The sequence below is a fragment of the Marinobacter pelagius genome, assembly GCF_900114925.1.
Classification (GTDB): domain Bacteria; phylum Pseudomonadota; class Gammaproteobacteria; order Pseudomonadales; family Oleiphilaceae; genus Marinobacter; species Marinobacter pelagius.
This window is the reverse complement of the sequence record NZ_FOUR01000005.1, coordinates 108,290-126,393: the sequence shown is the minus strand read 5'-3', so window position 1 is coordinate 126,393 and position 18,104 is coordinate 108,290. Positions and strand designations below refer to the sequence as shown.

Genomic DNA, 18,104 nt, shown 5'->3' with positions numbered 1-18,104 from the left:
CGGAGGAACGGATTATGTTGCTGATGATCGATAACTACGACTCCTTCACCTACAACGTGGTGCAGTACCTGGCAGAGCTGGGTGCCGATGTGCAGGTGTACCGCAACGATGAAATCACCATCGAGCAGATCGAGGCCCTCAAGCCCGAACGATTGGTGATCTCACCGGGCCCGTGCACGCCGAACGAAGCCGGCATTTCCATGGAGGCTATCCGCCACTTTGCCGGCAAGCTGCCCATCCTCGGCATCTGCCTCGGGCATCAGGCCATCGGCCAGGTGTACGGTGCCGATATCGTCCGGGCCGGCCGGGTCATGCATGGCAAGGTCTCACCGGTCTATCACAAGGACATCGGCGTGTTCCGGGGCCTGAGCAACCCGTTGCAGGCCACCCGTTACCATAGCCTGGTCATTGACCAGGACACCCTGCCGGACTGCCTGGAAGTCACCGCCTGGACCCGCAATGATGACGGCTCCATCGAGGAAATCATGGGTGTGCGCCACAAGACCCTGCCCATCGAAGGCGTGCAGTTCCACCCCGAGTCGATCATGACCGAACAGGGCCATGAACTGCTGCGCAACTTCCTGAGAACAAACAAATAAGAGGCCAACTCTCCATGGACATGAAAGAAGCTCTGAACCGGATCGCCTCCAACCTTGATCTTTCCCGGGAGGAAATGAAAGAGGTCATGCGCATCGTCATGAACGGCGAGGCCACCGATGCGCAGATCGGGGCTTTCCTGATGGGGTTGCGCCTCAAGAGCGAGACCATTGACGAGATCACCGGCGCCACCGAGGTCATGCGCGAGCTGGCCACCGGGGTGACGGTCAACGCGGAACCGCTGGTGGACATCGTTGGTACCGGCGGCGACGGCGCCAACCTGTTCAACGTGTCCTCGGCCGCGTCTTTCGTGGTGGCGGCAGCCGGTGGTTTTGTCGCCAAGCACGGCAACCGGGGTGTATCGTCCAAGAGCGGCAGCGCCGATCTCATCGAGATGGCCGGCATCAATCTGGACATGACCCCGGAGCAGGTGGCCCGCTGCGTGGAGCAGATCGGCGTCGGTTTCATGTTCGCCCCGGCCCACCACGGCGCCATGAAGCACGCCATCGGCCCGCGCAAGGAGCTGGGCTGCCGGACGATCTTCAACATCCTCGGCCCGATGACCAACCCGGCCGGGGTCAAACGCCAGCTGCTGGGTGTGTTCACCAAGGAACTGTGCCGTCCGATGGCGGAGGTGATGAAGCGCCTGGGTGCGGAGCACATCATGGTGGTGCACTCCAAGGACGGCCTGGACGAGATCAGTCTGGCCACCGTCACCCATGTGGCGGAACTGAAGGATGGCGAGATCACCGAGTATGACATCACCCCGGAAGATCTGGGCATCAAGAGCCAGTCGCTGGTGGGTCTCGATGTAGGCTCGTCCGAGGAGTCCCTGAAACTGATCAAGGCGGCGTTCGGCCGGGAGCACGATGAGATCACCGAGAAAGCCCGGGATTTGATCGCCCTGAACGCCGGTGCGGCCATCTACATTGCCGGCCTGGCGGATACGCCGAAAGCCGGCGTGGAGATGGCGCTGGATGCCATGGGATCGGGGCTGGCTGCGGGCAAGATGTCCGAACTGGCTGATTTTTCCCAGTGTTTTTAACCCGTTAAATAGCTGCCCACTTTCCGGCAGGACGATCCGTCGGGACAGGGCTTTCCAAAACACGCCCGTGAATACATCCCTGTAGGGCTTGGCTGCAGCCATCCATGGCTGCAGACAGTTTTGGAAAGCCCTGTCCCGCCGGCTCTCGCAGACTTTTGAGTAGGCCCCTGAAATGACCGACAGACATCTGGATAAGACTCCTACCATCCTCCGCAAGATCGTTGACCGGAAATGGCAGGAAATCGATGAGCGCAAACGCCGCGTCACGGTTGACGATTTGAAAGCCATGGCGGGGGACCAGGCACCCGCCCGGGGCTTTGCCGACGCCATGCGCTCACGCATCGAGCAACAGACCCCGGCCGTGATTGCCGAGATCAAGAAGGCTTCGCCCAGCAAAGGCATCCTGCGGGATCCATTCGTGCCGGCCGAGATCGCCGAGAGTTATGAGAAAGGCGGCGCGGCCTGCCTGTCCGTGCTGACCGACCGAGACTTCTTCCAGGGCCACGAGGATTACCTGAAAGCCGCCCGGGCTGCCTGCAGCCTGCCAGTCATCCGCAAGGATTTCATGGTCGCGCCCTACCAGGTCTACGAAAGCCGCGCCATTGGCGCCGACTGTATCCTGCTGATTGCCGCCTGCCTGACCCGTTACCAGATGCAGGAACTGGAAGGCATCGCCCGGGAGATCGGATTGGATGTACTGGTGGAGGTGCACGATCAGGAAGAGATGGACGACGCCCTGATCCTGGAAACGCCCCTGGTCGGCATCAACAACCGGAACCTGCACACTTTCGAGGTGTCACTGGACACCACGTTCGACCTGCACGAGCGGATCGGCCAGGACCGGCTGACGATCACCGAGAGCGGGATCATGACCCGGGACGATGTGGAAGCCATGACCAGCCGTGGTATTTACGGTTTCCTGGTAGGGGAATCGTTCATGCGGGCGGAGGAGCCAGGCGAAAAGCTCAGAGAGCTGTTTTTTCCAGAAGGCTGACTGAGGAGTCAGATACAGGCCGGCGGGTGGGCCGGGCCAAAATCGTGCGGAGCCAGGGGTAAAGCACGAAGGGCTTTACGGGCAAGCCATGGACGGCTTGCCCAGGACCTTCAGCGCGACGCAGGAGCAATAAGCGCTGAAGGGCGGAGCCGAGCGTACAGGGACGTATTCACAGCGTATTTTGGCCCGGCCCACCCGCCGGCCTGTGCACCAGGTATTACTCCCGAGTACCAGCCAAAGCTTCCTGCAATAACTCCAGCAAATGAGCCGGCATCCCGCTGGCCAACTTCAGAGCCGCCTCATGCCCACGGGGCGACATCTTGCCCCAGGTCCGGCGCACAATCCGGAGCCACTTTTCCCGATCATACTCCGGCTTTTCCTCATAGAACGGAGCAAAATAGCGCTCCAGGAACACCATACAAGCAACGTCCTCCAGCAGCTGGGTGTCCGGATCCTGGCGCAGCTCCCGCTTGGTCAGGATGGTTTCCACCCGCTGGCACTCCTCCTCGGGATAGCCACACTCGGCCATGATTTCCGCCGCCCGGCGGCCGTGCATGCGGCCACAGGCCTGGCGCCACTGGTAATAATTCTTCCGGCCCTCTCCAAACTCGCTCCGGGGCATGGTCCAGCGTTCGATATGCTGCGCCCGGCAGGCAATCTGCATGCGCTCGGAGGGTTCCGGCTCCAGCTCGAACAGCCACCGGGTCATGTGCTGGCTGTAGGCGAACTCCCTGGGCAGGTTTTCGCCGCCTACCACTTCCCGGTTCGGGTCAGCCCGATTGGCTTCGTCAATCTTGCGCAGGGCACAATCGAGACGGGCGGATACGGTCATCTGTCACTCCATCGTTACTTGAATCAGGGTCAGCGTAGGTGAATATCCTGAAGGGTATATCTCTTATTGGAACTTGTCCCGGGTGTACTCCGTGAATGAATATTAATAGACGACTCAAACATTATCCGGAGCCCGACGATCCAGTGCGACTGACCAATCCGGACATTCCTCCCGAGTGGCAATCTGCTTACCGTGACTTCCAGCGCCAAAGGGAGCGGCTGTTTACCATTTTCGGTGCCTGGCTCTTGCTGGCCACCATGGTTGCCTACCACTTCAGCCACGAGCTGCGGGGCGTCCGGCCGCCCGAGCCCTGGTCGCTCGAGCATCTTTTGCGGTTGCCGGTTTACCTCAGCATCGGACTGGCACTGCTGTCCCACTGGACCGGCGTACCCGGCTGGCATCCGAAGGTGTTCCTGCGCATGATGTCGACGTCGCTGATGCTGATGATGCTCGGCCTGTTCCTGGTCTATTTCCAGGACAAGCCCGGAGGCGTGCCCCAGGTCAGCGAGGGCCTGATGATCAGCTTCTTTGGTGTCACCATGATGGCGACCCGGGGACTGCGGGACTGGCTGGTCCAGTTCCTGCCACCACTGTTGCTGTTTGTCATTGCCGCCACCCTGTTGCGGATTTCACCGGCGGATCTGGTTCCCCACCTGTTCGGTCCAACGGCCATGCTGGCGGTGGGCCTGATCACCTCCGAGACCCTGCGCCGGCTGGGCAACCATCAGTTCGTCAATGAACAGGAAGTAAAACAGCTGGCAACCACCGATCAGCTTACCGGGCTGCTCAACCGCCATGCCTTTCTGCCCCTGATACATCATGAGATGGACCGGGCCCGGCGTAGAAGCGAGCGATCCTTCTGCCTGATCATGGGCGATCTGGATAATTTCAAACGGGTTAACGACACCCACGGCCACGAAGTGGGTGATCTGGTACTCCGGGAAACCGCTGTTCGCGTGAGCGCCAGCCTGCGCCAGCAGGATGTGCTGTGTCGCTGGGGCGGCGAGGAGCTGCTGATCCTGTTACCGGAAACCGGGCCGACCGGCGGTCTGGAAGTGGCCCGTAAGATCCGTGCGGCCATGGCCGATCAGCCGATGCAGGTGAACGGCATCCGGATCCGGCAGACCATCAGTCTGGGCGTGGCCTGTTTCGATGGGGAGCGCGCCCCGGAACAACTGATTACCCGGGCCGATAACGCCTTGTACGGTGCCAAGGCTGCCGGCCGCAACCGGGTCGTGATGGCCCCGGGCAAGGAAACCGGGGCCACTCCCGGCTCAGGCCACTCAGGCCTGGGCTGACGGCCGGGCCTTGATGCGGTCGTACCAGGCCTGGAGGTTGGTGTGCTCCGGCTTGATCCGGATGTTCACTACGCGGGCAAAGGCCACGGTGGTGAAGGCGTTGATGTCGGCGGCGGTGAACCGGTCACAGCAGATGTAGTCCCTGCCATCCAGGTGCTTGTTCAGGAAGTGCATGAATTTCTCCACGCCCTCGCCGCACTCCTCGCCCCATTCCTTGATGGGATTCATCCGGTCCTTGAAATAGCCGGTGGTGTGCTGGAAGCACATGCCGGTGGGCATGAAGAAGTAGAAATCGATCCAGCGCAGCCATTGCTCCAGGTGAGCCTTTTCCAGGGGCGTTTCACCGAGCAGCTTGGGCGCATCGGGGTAGGCCTCTTCGAAGTAGCGGCAGATGGCCATGGTCTCGGCAATGCAGGTGCCGTCATCCAGCTCCATCACCGGCACTTTCTTCATCGGATTACGGGCAACGAATTCCGGTGTCAGGTTCTCGCCCTTTTGCAGGTCGATCTCCACGAATTCGGCCTCGTCCAGCAGGCCCTTTTCGGCCATGAACATGCGTACGCGGCGGGGGTTCGGGGCAGTTTTTGTTTCAAAGATCTTCATCAGGATCGGCTCCGTTCCGGGTGTTGGATGGATGAAGGTGATTGTTGAGAACAGCACAGAGACTGACCGCAAAAAACAGTTGCGTCAAGCAACTGTTAAGTAGCCCCGGACTAGCTCCGTGGCAGCCAGATCCGGATCTGCTCCAGTATCCACCCGGGTTCGTCCAGAGGAAGGTCATGCCCGGCGTCGGGGTGCAGTCTGAGGGTCCATTGCCAGCGGGATTCCATGGCTTCGCTGCATTTGAAGTGCACAATGCGATCCCCCCGACTGGCCAGCAGCAGGGCATCCGGTAATGGTCGATGGGGTGCCGGGGTAAAGCGGGCTGCGGCCCGCAGCTGATTGAAGGCGTTGGCCAGGCTTACCGGCCGCTGGCGCTGAATACTGTACCAGCGTTTGGCCAGGTCCAGGGGCACTGGCCGGTTGGACGTCAGGTGCAAGAGATCCCGCTCCCGGTCAAACAGCTCCCGGCGTGAGAGCAACCGAAGCACCCGGGGCCAGGCCACCGGCCGCATGCGTTGCCAGGGCGGACTGAACCCGGAACTGGTATTGATCATCACCAGCTGCTGGATTTCCCCGAGTTCCGCGTTCTGGGCCCAGTCCAGCGCCACCATCCCGCCCATGGACAGGGCGATGATACCGAAAGGCCGGGGAATATGACTCACCTGCCGGCAAACCAGCCGGCGGATACCTTCGATGGTATCGGGGCTGTCCTGCCGGTAGTGAACACCGGTGCCGGGGAGGTCAACGGCGTGGAAACGGTGCCCGGGAAAGGCGGATTGCAACGCCGCCGGGAAATTCCCCCAGTGCGCCTGCTCCCGTGTCAGTCCTCGCAACAGTATCCAGTGCATGTCAGATCGAATCCCGGTACCAATGCATGATCGCCGCTTCCCTCAGCATGGCCTCCTGTTCCCGCTCCGGCAACCAGTTCCGATGGCTGGCGGCGGCATTGAGCAGGAAGTCGATCCAGGTGAGGTGTGTGCGTAGCACCCGCTTGTGGCGATGGGGCACCAGTGGATTGAACAGGCCATCGAGCCGGAACAGTTGCCGCGGGCGCTTCCGTATCCAGCGCCAGGATCCCATCTCCAGGGTCAGGGGCAGGAACACGCCGGGGTTATCCCGGTTGATCTGTTTGTAGAAGTAGTCCCAGAGATCGCCATGGGTCAGGTAATGGCGTGCCTGGGGTTCGAATTTGTAGTCGTGGTTCGGGTAGGCCTGCTCCCAGATCAGCTTCAGAGCCATCACTGCTGCTATCCGCCGCATCGGTCGCCGCCGGTAGGCGTAGGGAAACCAGATCTGGTCCTGCCAGCCGAAGCCACTGTGGCAATCCAGGGCAACACTGAACGATCGTCCCGGCAACAGTTCCCGGATGACGGTTTCCAGGGCCTGATTCTCCACCTCCATGCCCTGCTCGGGGTCGCCGATATACCAGGGCAACCTCCGGGACAATCGCTGCCCGCCCAGCAGGAAGGCACTGCGGTCCTGGGCCGTGATCGGCGCATTGCGCATCAGGTCCACACCGCTTGGGTTACTGCGCTGATTCAGGTACATCCCGCCGGGGTTGAGAATCGGCAGTATCGTCACATGAACCCGTTCCAACAGGGTCGCCAGCTGTTCATCCCAGGCCAGCCTTTTCAGCACGCCCTCCAGCCAGGCCATGACCACCTGGGAACCGATCCGTTCCAGCCCGTGCACGCCACCAACGAGCAATACCACCGGGGCCTCCGGCCTGGGCGAACCGATATCAACCCGGTAAATGGGCAACTGCAGATCATCCAGGGCGACATGATCGACCACATAGCTCTCGACCTGCGCCGGTGCTTCGGCCAGCATTCGTTCCAGCGCCGTCATCTCGGGCAGGAAGGTTCTCAGCTGCTTCCGCTGTTGTTGACCCCGCTGCGTTTGCTCATCGGCAATCGCCGTGTGGGGAGTCAGATCACGTAATTCGGTCATGCACACACCTCCAGCCAACAACCTTTCAAGGTAACCATCTGAAGCTACAGAATGTTGACAGTGGACACGGTAGATATGACGGTAAAAGCGACGGATTCAGGCCATTTCCTTGAATCTCGATTCAATTTCTTTATGCTAGGAAGGGAATTCTTTCGAGAAATCTTGTTTTGAAGAACGCAGTAGCAGTTCCAGAAACAACCCCTCCCTCCGATCCCGTGCGATCGCAGTTTGGTCATTCCTGTAAGCGCTCTACTGCGTTACCAATCCCAAAGGAGAAGTAACCATGAAGAAGTTTACTTCTGCCGCGCTCCTGTGTGCGGCGGCAATTCCCGGCATCGCCCAGGCCAACGAATGTGGTGAAGTATCCATCACCGAAATGAACTGGGCGTCCAACACGGTGGTTACCAATGTCGCCAAATTCATCATGGAGCAAGGGTATGGCTGCGACGTCACCATTGTCCCCTCCGATACTGTACCGGCCGTTACCTCGGTGGCCGAGAACGGCGAGCCGGACATTGTCACCGAGCTGTGGCTGAACTCCGCCGGCGAGGCATACCTGCGCCTGGAAGAACAGGGCAAGATTGAGCGCCTGGCCAAGGTGCTGGAGCCGGGTGGTGTTGAAGGCTGGTGGATCCCCACCTACCTGGCGGAGAAACATCCGGAGCTTACCACCATCGAAGGTGTGATGGAGAATCCTGAGCTGGTGGGTGGTCGTTTCAACAACTGTCCCGATGGCTGGGGCTGCCGCGTGGTTAGTGACAACCTGATTCGTGCCCTGGACCTTGAAGAATCCGGCATCGAAGTATTCAACCACGGTTCCGGTGAGACTCTGGCGTCCTCCATGGCTTCCGCAGTGCAGAACGAGGAGCCCTGGTTCGGCTACTACTGGGGCCCGACTGTACCGCTGGGCAAGTACGACATGACCCGGGTAGAGCTGGGTGAATACAAGCCGGAGGTTCACAAACGGAACCAGACTGCGGATGCAGAGAATCCGGGCGTTTCCGAGTTCCCCGCGGCCACCATCCTGACCTCTGTCACAACCGACTTCAAAGAGCGTGAACCGGAAGTGGCCGAGATGCTCAGCAAGCTGACCTTCCAGACCTCGACCATGAGTTCGATCCTGGCCTGGATGGACGCAAACAACGCGTCCGGCGAGGAAGCAGCTGTGTATTATCTGAGCAACAACAGCGACGAGTGGTCTACCTGGCTGAACGACTCGGCCCGGAAGAACCTGGCAGCGATTCTCGATAACTGATCGACCTACCCCGCCCGGGACGCCCCTTCCGGCCCGTCCCGGGCTTTCTTTCCAAACCACCCGACTCCAGCTACCCAGGAGAGGCTGACCCCTGATGGCAACCTACGATTCGTTATTCTCATCACTCGGGCTCGAGGAGTGGTGCTCGCAAGGCCAGAGCGATGCCCCTATGTCGATGTCCGCCCTGTTGGCCAAGACCAAGGGCGAAAACACCGAACCGGAATCGATCTGGGACGCGCCCTTCCCCTCGATGGATGCGCTCAACGAATCCTGCGCAGCCTTTCCCCAGTCGCGGGAGCTGACGAAAGGGCTGGAGCAGGGGTTTCTCGCCATCAAGGACAGTCTCAGCCTGGTGCTTGATCCACTGACCCAGCCACTGAGCTGGTTCCTGGATGGCGCCCTGTACGCCATGCTCAACACCCCCTGGTGGATTGTCATTCCGCTGTTGCTCGCGGTGGTTTACCTGGTCACCAAATCCTGGAAACTGATGGCGTTCGTTGGTGGCAGCATCGTACTGCTGGCATTCATCGACCACTATGACTACGCCATGCAGACCCTGGCCATTATCTTTGTCTGCGCCTTCTTGTGCGTCTTGCTTGGCGTGCCGATCGGGATCGCCATGGCCCGGAGCAACACCCTCCAGCGACTGATCATACCAGTGCTGGACATGCTGCAGACCCTGCCACCGTTCGTGTATCTGATTCCGCTGATCTTCCTGTTCAGCGTGACCGAGTCCAAGCTGTATGGCATCGCCATCATCCTCTACGCCATTGTCCCGGTTATCCGCCTGACCAACCTGGGGATCCGGCTGGTGGACAAGGATGTGATCGAGGCGGCCGATGCCTTCGGCATGACGCCACGACAAAAGCTCTACAAGGTTCAGATCCCGCTGGCCTTGCCGAACATCATGGCCGGGGTTAACCAGACCATCATGATGAGCCTTGCCATGGTCGTGATTGCTTCCCTGGTGTCCGCACCCGGGCTGGGTGTACTGGTCCTTAGGGGTATCCGGAACCTGGAACTGGGTGTTGGCCTGGTGTCCGGCCTGGGCATCGTCATCCTGGCGGTGATCCTCGACCGGGTCACCAAGGCATCGCTCGCACGTATCAACGCATCCCAGAAGCAGTGAGGACACGCTCGTGGCAAACGACATCAAGATTTCGATCAGAAAACTGTTCAAGATCTTCGGCCCGGATCCCGACGTGGCCCTGGAGTATGTGCGCCGGGGCATGAACAAGGCCGACCTGCTGGAACAGCAGAACCATGTCCTGGGCCTGCGGGACATCAACGTGGATATGCGGGACGGTGAAATCACCGTGATCATGGGCTTGTCCGGTTCCGGGAAATCGACCCTGATCCGCCACCTCAACCGCCTGATCGAGCCGACAGCCGGGGAGATCCGGATGGATGGCGAAGACGTGCTCAGCTACAGCGAAGAGCAGTTGCGCAAGCTCAGGCGGGAGCGCATGTCGATGGTGTTCCAGAAGTTCGCCCTGCTGCCCCACAAGACAGTGCTGGAGAACGCCGGCATGGCCAAGGCCATTCGCGGTTACACCACGTCTGATTTCGAGGCCGATGCCCGCAAATGGCTGGCCCGGGTAGGCCTGGAAGGCAACGAAAACCAGTATCCGCATCAATTGTCCGGTGGCATGCAGCAGCGTGTCGGGATTGCCCGGGCGCTGGTTTCCGATGCCCCGATCATGTTGATGGACGAGGCCTTTTCAGCGCTGGACCCGCTGATCCGCTCGGACATGCAGGACCTGCTGCTGGAACTGCAGGAAGAGCTGCACAAAACCATCGTGTTCATCACCCACGACCTGGACGAGGCACTCAAGCTGGCCGACCACCTGGTCATCCTCAAGGATGGTGAAGTGGTGCAACAGGGCGACCCCCAGGAGATTCTCCTCAATCCGGGCGATCCGTACATCGTCGACTTCATTTCCGACATCAACCGGGCCCGGGTATTGCGAGTGCGCTCGGTCATGAAGCCGGGCACGGAGGCCGAAGACAACTACGCAGGCGACATCTCCGAACGGGACAATCTCGAAACCGTGCTGGAACGCTCCGGAGGCGATACCGAACTATCCTTCCGCGTGGTCCGGGATGGCCAACAGGTCGGATCCCTGCATATGAAGGACCTGACCAAAGCCCTGGTACCGACGGCTGCAGCCACGGAGTCGCGCCAACGGGCCTGACCAATGCCCAAGGCTTTCCTTTTCCTGCTGACGTTGTTTCTCTCGGCCTGCTCCCCGGCGGACTGAAACGCGGTAAGGGTCTCTCCGGAGGGGGTGATCAGTTGCAGCTGCCCCTCCCGCCCGATCTGTACCCGGGAAACCTCGCCGAGTATTTGCAGGAAACGGTTCTCCTGGTTCATCAGTGCCGGTGCGCAGGCCATGCGGGTTGAGGCAATGGCACCGAACCCTATGCCTTCACCGGTCAGCTGATAGCTGCCGGTATAGCGGTTGCAGGATCCGCGCCCGGCAACCCGGTTGTCCGGGAGGAACCGGATGGTGACCCGGGAACTGTCGATAATACCGGCCCCGGCGATATCCTCGACGACCCACTCGGCGCCCCGGAGCAATCGCTGGGGATCGCCTCCGCAGCCATTGTACGTTTCACCGTTCACCGTCAGCCGGGTCTGGGCCGGATACTGGGCGCCGGACATGCTGTCCTGACAGAGCTGGCGGGCCACGGTAAGGCGGACATTGAGATCGTCGCCTCTGGCCAGGAATTCCCGGCCATGGCGGTCAGCCACTACCTTTTCCACTTCCAGCCGCTTCAGGCCATCCTTTTCGAAGGGGCGCTCAAGTCGGAGTTCGGCACCGGAGACCACGGCTCGCCAGAACGGCTCATTGCCCCGGGCCTCGAACGGCATCTCCACCGCCCCGGGCACCAGGCACTCCGGGTAAGTCTCCCCCCGGATGGTCAACGTTGCCCGCTCACCCTTGCTCCAGAACCGGGTCTGATCCTCACCCGGCGCCACATACAGGGCACCGGAGGCGCTCCTGGCAGGCTTTAGCAGCAATCGACGATCTCGGTAATCGATTCCCAGCAGATTCTCGTCTTCTCCAAGGGCAACCCGGATCTCCATCTGGCCACAGTGATAGACCGATTGCGGCTGCGATCCGGCTCCAGATTGCCCGGTGGCGGCACAGCCTCCAAGCAGTCCGGCAATGATCAGAACAGCTGTCCCTGTGCGGTATCGTACAAACATGATCTCTCCATTGATCCCGATAACAAGGCGGGTATTGTAAGCCGGTCGTGCCGGCACCGCCATGACACAGGTCCGCTGGCCGAGTTCCGGATTCAGCGGTATGGTAGGTGACCTGATTCATACCACTGAGGTTGCTGCCATGCCCGTCCGGCTCTACCAGTTCGCCATCTCCCATTACAGCGAGAAAGTCCGCTGGGCCCTGGACTACAAGGGTATCCGCTACCAACCGGTGAGCCTGCTGCCCGGCCAGCACGTCAAAACCGTCCGTGCGCTCACCGGCAAGGCTTCCTCGGTCCCGGTCCTGGAACACGATGGCGAGATCATCCAGGGCTCCTCCGCAATCATCGACTACCTGGACGAGACCTTCCCGGAGCACCCGCTGACGCCGTCCGATCCGGCTATCCGGGAGCAGGCCCTGACCTGGGAACAACGCCTGGATGACGAGGCTGGCCCGGCAGTACGTTGCTGGGCCTATCATTACCTGTTGCAGCGCCCCAAGCTGGTAGTTCCCATGCTGGCTTCCGGCACGCCCTTCTATAACCGTATTTTTCTGAGTCTGGCCTTCAGCCGGGTTGATGAGATCATGCGTGACTGGATGAAGATCAACCAGAAAACGGCGGATGCCTCACAGCAGGTTCTGGAAACCCTGCTCACCGAACTGGCGGACACCTACCAGCGCCAGCCCTACCTGGCCGGCGACCATTTCTCCCGCGCCGACCTCGCCGCCGGTGCCTTGCTCGCGCCGCTGTTCCAGCCGCCGCAATACCCGGTGCCCTGGCCGAAACGGCAGCGGCTGTTGCCGGACATGAGGAACACGCTTGACCAGTGGCAGGAACAGATCGAGCCACTGGCCCGCCTGTACCGGGAACACCGCCAGCGCTGATCCGGAAACTGGCGTAAAACGTCAATGGGCCTGACGCAAACCGACAATGCATTCCTGCCCGCCTGTGCCAATATAGACTCCAGGTAATGACCGGATCGGGACAGGTTATGGTTTTGATGGACATGATGCAGGCCGTACTCGAAGACAGCGGCCTGATGGCACTCTGGCAGCAAGTTGCGCCCTGGATAGCCCTGGATGAGCGCCAGCTGATTTTCGTGTTTGCCACGCCGGTCTTCATCGCCGTGGCTGTCTGGGAATACCTCAAGATCCGCCACGATCCCCGGCTGATGGATGCCCGGGAAGCGGTCCGGAACTTTGCGCTCGGCGCCGGTTACCAGGTCACCGAGCTGCTGTTTGCCGGCGTGATCGCCTTCCCGGTTTACGCCCTGTGTTATCACTACCGGCTGTTTAATCTCGAACTCACGTGGCTCACCGGCTTCCTGACCTTCCTCGGCGTGGATTTCTGCTTCTACTGGATGCACCGGGCCAGCCACCGGATGCGCTGGTTCTGGGCCGCCCACGTGGTACACCACTCCTCCGAGCGGATGAACTTCTCCACCGCCATGCGCCAGAATGCCACCAACATCTTCAATGGCATGTGGATCTTCTACCTGCCCCTGGCCCTGATCGGCTTCAATCCGGTCTGGATCGGTGTCGCCTATGCCTTTTCCCTGGTGTACCAGTTCTTCATCCACACCACCCTGGTGGGCCGGCTGCCCGGCTGGATCGAACTGGTGTTCAATACTCCCAGCCATCACCGGGTCCACCACGGCCGCAACCCCGGCTACATTGACCGCAATTATGGCGGCACCCTGATTGTCTGGGACCGGCTGTTCGGAACCTTTGTGGACGAGGACGCCAAGGAACCGCCCGACTATGGCATTACCCGGCCGGTGCCCTCGAACAACCTGCTGGTACTCTGGACCCACGAGTACGTGGACCTGTTCCGGGACATGGCGCGCCCCGGCGGCATCTGGTCACGGCTGGGCCACCTTTGGCATGCCCCGGAATGGCAACGGCCGGATGCCTCACGGGACTCCCGACAAACCCGGGACTGACCCCACAGGAGTGGTCTGTTGTCTACTTTGAGCGATCCGGGTTCGAATACGCGCCCGGCCTGTGGCATGATCCTGTTCCAGTACTAACGGACTGAACCGAACGCCGAGGACCCATGGCTACAGCTTTTGATGTGTATTCCCGCCGGCACCGTACCTGGCGAAGATTCCGTACCGGCCTGGCGGGGCTGATATTGGCGACCCTTGCCGTATCCACCAGTGCCGAGATGCTGACCGCAGCGGTCGCCGCGAACTTCACCGGCACCATGGAAAAGCTGATCCCCGTGTTCGAGCAGAATACCGGCCACCAGATCCGGGCCAGCTACGGCTCAACGGGTAAGCTCTATGCCCAGATTCGCCAGGGTGCCCCCTTCGACGTGTTTCTGGCAGCGGATCGGGAACGCCCGGAATTGCTGGAAGAGCAGGAACTGGGGGTCACCGGCAGCCGCTTCACTTATGCCCGTGGTCGACTGGTGCTCTGGAGCCGGTCCGAGGACGCCTTCCAGGACCCCGAGGCCTATCTCGCCGCCAGCACCGGGCCCCGACTGGCCATTGGCAACCCCCGCACGGCACCCTATGGCGTCGCCGCCATGGAAGTGCTCGACGCCCTGGGCCTGAAAGACACGATCCAGCGGCGCCTGGTCCGCGGTGATTCCATTGCCCAGACTTTCCAGTTCGTGGCCACCGGCAATGCCGAGGCGGGCTTTGTCGCCCTGGCCCAGCTTCGGGCCTGGGACGGCGATAGCGGTGCCAACTGGGTAGTCCCGGCCTCGCTGCATCAACCCATCGATCAGCAGGCCATCCTGCTGGCCCGGAGCAGGTTCCCGGAAGCCGCCAGGGCCTGGCTGGAATTTCTGGGCAGCGAAGAAGCGCGGGCAATCATTGAAAAAGACGGCTACGATACCGGTGACACGCCGGAGCCCTGAAGCCGGCTGACAAAGGCGACGGAGATTTCATGGGCCCGGAATGGCAGGCCGTCTGGCTGACACTGAAACTGGCAGGCATCACCACACTACTGTTACTGATCATCGGCACCCCGCTGGCCTGGTGGCTGGCCCGCAGCCAGCACTGGTCGCGGCAACCGGTATCCGCCCTCATCGCCCTGCCCCTGGTGCTGCCGCCCACCGTGCTGGGCTTTTACCTGCTGATTGTGATGGGCCCGGATGGCCTGGTGGGTCAACTGACCGAACAACTTGGACTGGGTCTGCTGCCGTTTACCTTCGAGGGTCTCGTGGTTGCCTCGATCATCTACTCCCTGCCGTTCACCGTGCAACCGCTGCAGAACAGCTTCATGACCATTGACCAGCGCCTGCTGGAAGTGGCCGCCACGCTCCGGGCCTCGCCACGGGACCGCTTCTTTACCGTGGTCCTGCCGCTGGCGCGCCCGGGTTTCCTGAGCGCCGCAGTGCTGACCTTTGCCCATACCGTGGGCGAATTCGGCGTGGTACTGATGATCGGGGGTAATATTCCGGGGGAAACCAAGGTGCTGTCAGTGGCCATATATGATCATGTCGAGGCCCTGGATTATGGTGCGGCACACTGGCTGGCCGCCGGCATGCTGGCGTTTTCCTTTATCGTCCTGTTGAGCCTGTACAGCCTCAACGGCCGCCTTCAGCCCGGGGTAATGAAATGACCGTTTCCCGGGGAGTCCAGGCACGTTTCCGTTGCAGCTTCGGGGCATTCCGCCTGGACGTCGACCTCGACCTGCCGGGCAGTGGCGTCACCGCGCTGTTCGGGCATTCAGGCTGCGGCAAGACCACCTTGCTGCGGTGCATCGCCGGGCTCCAGCCCGCCGATGGCGCCCTGACCGTCAACGGTGAAACCTGGCAGGACGGTTCCCGGAGCCTGCCGGTGCACCAGCGTTCCCTGGCCTATGTCTTCCAGGAAACCAGCCTGTTCCCGCACCTGAGCGTGCGCCGGAACCTCAATTACGGCTTCCGTCGCATTCCGGAGGCCCGGCGCCAGGTGGGTTTCGACCAGGCAGTGAGCTGGCTGGGGCTTGACCACCTGCTGGACCGCATGCCCGAGCGCCTGTCCGGCGGTGAACGCCAGCGGGTTGCCATTGCCCGGGCGCTGCTGACCAGTCCGGACCTGCTATTGATGGACGAGCCGCTCTCGGCCCTGGATGCGCGCAGCAAGCAGGACATCATGCCCTACCTGGAAACCCTCAGGGATTCCCTGGCCATTCCCATCCTCTATGTGTCTCACTCCACCGCGGAGGTCGCCCGGCTTGCGGATCACATCGTGATGATGGATAACGGCCAGGTGGTTGCCGAGGGGCCGTTGCAACAGACCCTCGCCCGCACCGACCAGCCGTTTGGCCTCGAGGAGGACGCCGGCGTGATCATGGATGCCGTCATCGGCCAGCGGGATGAGCAATGGCATCTATGCCGGGCGGATTTCGACGGTGGCCACCTGTGGTTGCGGGACGACGACACCCTCGACACCGGCCAACGGATCCGCGTGCAGGTACTGGCAAGGGACATCAGTATTGCCCTCAGCCAACTCACCGAACAGAGCACCCAGAACCTGGTGCCGGCCACCATCGATGAAATTGCCGCGGACCTGAGCCCGGGCACCTCAATGGTCCGGCTCATGGCGGGTAATACCCCCTTCCTGGCCCGGCTCACCAGCCGGTCGGTTCACACCCTGTCACTGCAGCCCGGCCAGCGGGTCTGGATGCAGGTGAAGTCGGTTGCCATCGTCGACTGACACCCCGGGCACGAGCTATGGCCTCTTCGGCCGCAGCCGGTAACGGCCCCAGCGTTTAACCTGTAGGCACTGAATCCATCCGATGCCCACCGACAGGAGACGTCATGAACCGGGTCCACCATCGCGTGCAAAGTGGCACTATCACGCTCCATGCCGTCACCGAGGGCGACCCCGGCAATGAAGCCCTGGTGCTGGTCCATGGCTACCCGGACAATCACCACGTCTGGGACCGGGTCGTCGAGCAACTGGTTCCGGATTTTTACCTGGTGCGCTATGACGTCCGGGGCGCCGGGCTTTCCGATAAACCCGGCAAGACCCGGGACTACCGGCTCCAGCAACTGGCGGGCGATCTTGAGGCCGTTGTCGATCAGCTGCTGCCCGGCCGCACCTTTCACCTGGCGGCTCACGACTGGGGGTCGATCCAGAGTTGGGAATCGGTGACGGCCGGACCGCTCATGGATCGGATCCGCTCCTACTCCTCGATCTCCGGCCCCTGCCTGGATCATGTCAGCTACTGGCTGAGGGAACAGTCGACGGACCTGCGGGGCGGGGGCGCCGCCAGAGTGCTCAGGCAGCTGGCCAGTTCCTGGTATGTGTTCCTGTTCCAGTTACCGGTGGTGCCCGAAACCCTTTGGCGGCTGGGACTGGATCGGGCCTGGCCCGGCATTCTGCGGAAATACGAAGGTATTGCCGATGCCCGCTTCAGCGAACTGCAGCAGGGTGACGGCATGTTCGGTGTCAAACTCTACCGTGCCAATTTCCTGACCCGACTGTGGCGCCCGGCACTGCGCCATGCCCGGTGCCCGGTGCAGCTGATCATTCCCAGAGGGGATAACTACGTGGGGAAGCAACTGTTTGACCAGCAGGTGCGGTGGACGGGAAAGCTGACAAGGAAGGAGGTGGACGCGCCGCACTGGGCGCCACTGACTGCGCCCGGCCCGGTGGCGGACGCAATCAGGGAATTCGCAATGAGCCGGGCAGGTTAACGGGTGCCGTACACCACCATGGTCTTGCCCTTGACCCGCACCAGGCCCTGGTCCTCCAGGGTCTTGAGCACCCGGCCCACCATCTCCCGGGAGCAGCCGACGATCCGGCCGATCTCCTGGCGGGTGATCTTGATCTGCATGCCATCGGGGTGAGTCATGGCATCCGGCTCCTTGCACAGGTCCAGCAGGGTACGGGCCACCCGGCCGGTAACGTCCAGGAATGCCAGGTCGCCCACTTTGCGGGTGGTCTGACGCAGGCGGGAGGCCATCTGTTCGCCGATGAAGTACAGCACCCTCGGGTCCTGCTGGGCGATCTCGCGGAACTTGGTGTAGCTGATCTCGGCCACTTCGCACTCGGTCTTGGCCTTGACCCAGGCACTGCGGGAATCCATGTTGTCGAACAGACCCATCTCACCGAAGAAGTCCCCGGCATTCAGGTACGCCATGATCATTTCCCGGCCGTCGTCATCCTCGATGATTACGGTGACGGAACCCTTGACGATGTAGAACAGGGAATCGCTCTTGTCACCGGCGTAAATAATAGTGCTCTTGGCGGGGTAGCGACGGCGGTGGCACTGGGACAGGAAATAGTCCAGGTGCTTGGTTTTCTGCTCAACCGGCTTGACGATAGTAGCCATAGTGCGAGTCATGCCTCCTCAGATACTGGCGGGTCCCGATGG

The 18,104-nt window shown here is 61.4% G+C and carries 18 protein-coding genes and 1 pseudogene; 13 read left to right on the top strand and 6 right to left on the bottom strand.

Annotation, left to right across the window (positions count from 1 at the left end; genetic code table 11):
• The first annotated feature begins 14 nt into the window (after positions 1-14).
• From BM254_RS11515 to trpC, 3 genes are all read left to right on the top strand, one after another.
• Positions 15-599, top strand: coding sequence for an anthranilate synthase component II (locus tag BM254_RS11515; RefSeq protein ID WP_092003479.1), 585 nt, complete (start codon positions 15-17; stop codon positions 597-599).
• Positions 600-613: 14 nt separating this feature from the next.
• Positions 614-1,642 (top strand): anthranilate phosphoribosyltransferase, encoded by a 1,029-nt coding sequence (trpD, locus tag BM254_RS11510; RefSeq protein WP_092003476.1) that lies wholly within the window; start codon positions 614-616, stop codon positions 1,640-1,642.
• A 172-nt stretch (positions 1,643-1,814) separates the two neighbouring features.
• A complete protein-coding gene (gene trpC / locus BM254_RS11505) occupies positions 1,815-2,636 on the top strand; it encodes an indole-3-glycerol phosphate synthase TrpC (protein WP_092003473.1) in 822 nt (273 codons plus the stop codon).
• A 217-nt stretch (positions 2,637-2,853) separates the two neighbouring features.
• Here trpC and BM254_RS11500 read toward each other — a convergent pair whose 3' ends face one another.
• Positions 2,854-3,468: a DUF4202 domain-containing protein gene (locus tag BM254_RS11500; RefSeq protein ID WP_092003470.1), complete on the bottom strand. Its 615-nt coding sequence runs from the start codon at positions 3,466-3,468 to the stop codon at positions 2,854-2,856.
• A 95-nt stretch (positions 3,469-3,563) separates the two neighbouring features.
• On the opposite strand from BM254_RS11500, the gene BM254_RS11495 reads away from it, so the two are divergent.
• Positions 3,564-4,766, top strand: a complete 1,203-nt coding sequence (locus BM254_RS11495) for a GGDEF domain-containing protein (RefSeq protein WP_092003467.1) — start codon at positions 3,564-3,566, stop codon at positions 4,764-4,766.
• Here BM254_RS11495 and BM254_RS11490 read toward each other — a convergent pair.
• The 3 genes from BM254_RS11490 to BM254_RS11480 form a co-directional block, all read right to left on the bottom strand.
• Positions 4,752-5,369, bottom strand: a complete 618-nt coding sequence (locus tag BM254_RS11490; RefSeq protein ID WP_092003464.1) for a glutathione S-transferase family protein — start codon at positions 5,367-5,369, stop codon at positions 4,752-4,754. The genes BM254_RS11495 and BM254_RS11490 overlap by 15 nt on opposite strands.
• A gap of 110 nt (positions 5,370-5,479) precedes the next feature.
• Positions 5,480-6,217 carry an alpha/beta fold hydrolase gene (locus BM254_RS11485; RefSeq protein ID WP_092003462.1) on the bottom strand — a complete coding sequence of 246 codons (738 nt, stop codon included), beginning with the start codon at positions 6,215-6,217 and terminating at the stop codon, positions 5,480-5,482.
• A 1-nt stretch (position 6,218) separates the two neighbouring features.
• Entirely contained in the window at positions 6,219-7,319 is a 1,101-nt protein-coding gene (locus BM254_RS11480; RefSeq protein WP_092003460.1) for a M14 family zinc carboxypeptidase, read from the bottom strand.
• A 283-nt stretch (positions 7,320-7,602) separates the two neighbouring features.
• Between BM254_RS11480 and BM254_RS11475 the strand changes: the two genes are divergently transcribed.
• From BM254_RS11475 to BM254_RS11465, 3 genes are all read left to right on the top strand, one after another.
• On the top strand, positions 7,603-8,574 hold the full coding sequence (locus tag BM254_RS11475; RefSeq protein ID WP_092003457.1) for an ABC transporter substrate-binding protein: 972 nt from the start codon (positions 7,603-7,605) through the stop codon (positions 8,572-8,574).
• A 94-nt stretch (positions 8,575-8,668) separates the two neighbouring features.
• Positions 8,669-9,703 carry an ABC transporter permease gene (locus BM254_RS11470; RefSeq protein ID WP_092003454.1) on the top strand — a complete coding sequence of 345 codons (1,035 nt, stop codon included), beginning with the start codon at positions 8,669-8,671 and terminating at the stop codon, positions 9,701-9,703.
• 10 nt (positions 9,704-9,713) lie between these two features.
• Positions 9,714-10,769, top strand: coding sequence for a quaternary amine ABC transporter ATP-binding protein (locus BM254_RS11465; RefSeq protein ID WP_092003451.1), 1,056 nt, complete (start codon positions 9,714-9,716; stop codon positions 10,767-10,769).
• A gap of 77 nt (positions 10,770-10,846) precedes the next feature.
• Here the strand turns inward: BM254_RS11465 and BM254_RS11460 are convergent.
• Positions 10,847-11,788 (bottom strand): annotated as a pseudogene (locus BM254_RS11460) (META domain-containing protein); the annotation flags it as partial.
• A 61-nt stretch (positions 11,789-11,849) separates the two neighbouring features.
• On the opposite strand from BM254_RS11460, the gene BM254_RS11455 reads away from it, so the two are divergent.
• The 6 genes from BM254_RS11455 to BM254_RS11430 all read left to right on the top strand — a co-directional run bounded on the left by BM254_RS11455 (position 11,850) and on the right by BM254_RS11430 (position 17,424).
• Positions 11,850-12,671 (top strand): glutathione S-transferase family protein, encoded by an 822-nt coding sequence (locus BM254_RS11455; RefSeq protein WP_245777435.1) that lies wholly within the window; start codon positions 11,850-11,852, stop codon positions 12,669-12,671.
• 107 nt (positions 12,672-12,778) lie between these two features.
• The gene (locus BM254_RS11450) at positions 12,779-13,729 is read left to right on the top strand and encodes a sterol desaturase family protein (protein ID WP_092003448.1); all 951 of its coding nucleotides are present in this window, start codon (positions 12,779-12,781) and stop codon (positions 13,727-13,729) included.
• A 113-nt stretch (positions 13,730-13,842) separates the two neighbouring features.
• Entirely contained in the window at positions 13,843-14,652 is an 810-nt protein-coding gene (gene modA / locus BM254_RS11445; protein WP_175497257.1) for a molybdate ABC transporter substrate-binding protein, read from the top strand.
• A gap of 29 nt (positions 14,653-14,681) precedes the next feature.
• Positions 14,682-15,359, top strand: a complete 678-nt coding sequence (gene modB, locus BM254_RS11440; RefSeq protein ID WP_092003445.1) for a molybdate ABC transporter permease subunit — start codon at positions 14,682-14,684, stop codon at positions 15,357-15,359.
• Complete coding sequence (gene modC / locus BM254_RS11435) at positions 15,356-16,438, top strand: molybdenum ABC transporter ATP-binding protein (protein WP_092003442.1); 1,083 nt, start codon at positions 15,356-15,358, stop codon at positions 16,436-16,438. The genes modB and modC overlap by 4 nt, the downstream gene beginning before the upstream one ends.
• A gap of 104 nt (positions 16,439-16,542) precedes the next feature.
• Entirely contained in the window at positions 16,543-17,424 is an 882-nt protein-coding gene (locus BM254_RS11430; protein WP_092003439.1) for an alpha/beta fold hydrolase, read from the top strand.
• Here BM254_RS11430 and crp read toward each other — a convergent pair.
• Positions 17,421-18,062, bottom strand: a complete 642-nt coding sequence (gene crp, locus BM254_RS11425) for a cAMP-activated global transcriptional regulator CRP (RefSeq protein WP_007153756.1) — start codon at positions 18,060-18,062, stop codon at positions 17,421-17,423. The genes BM254_RS11430 and crp overlap by 4 nt on opposite strands.
• Positions 18,063-18,104: the final 42 nt, after the last annotated feature.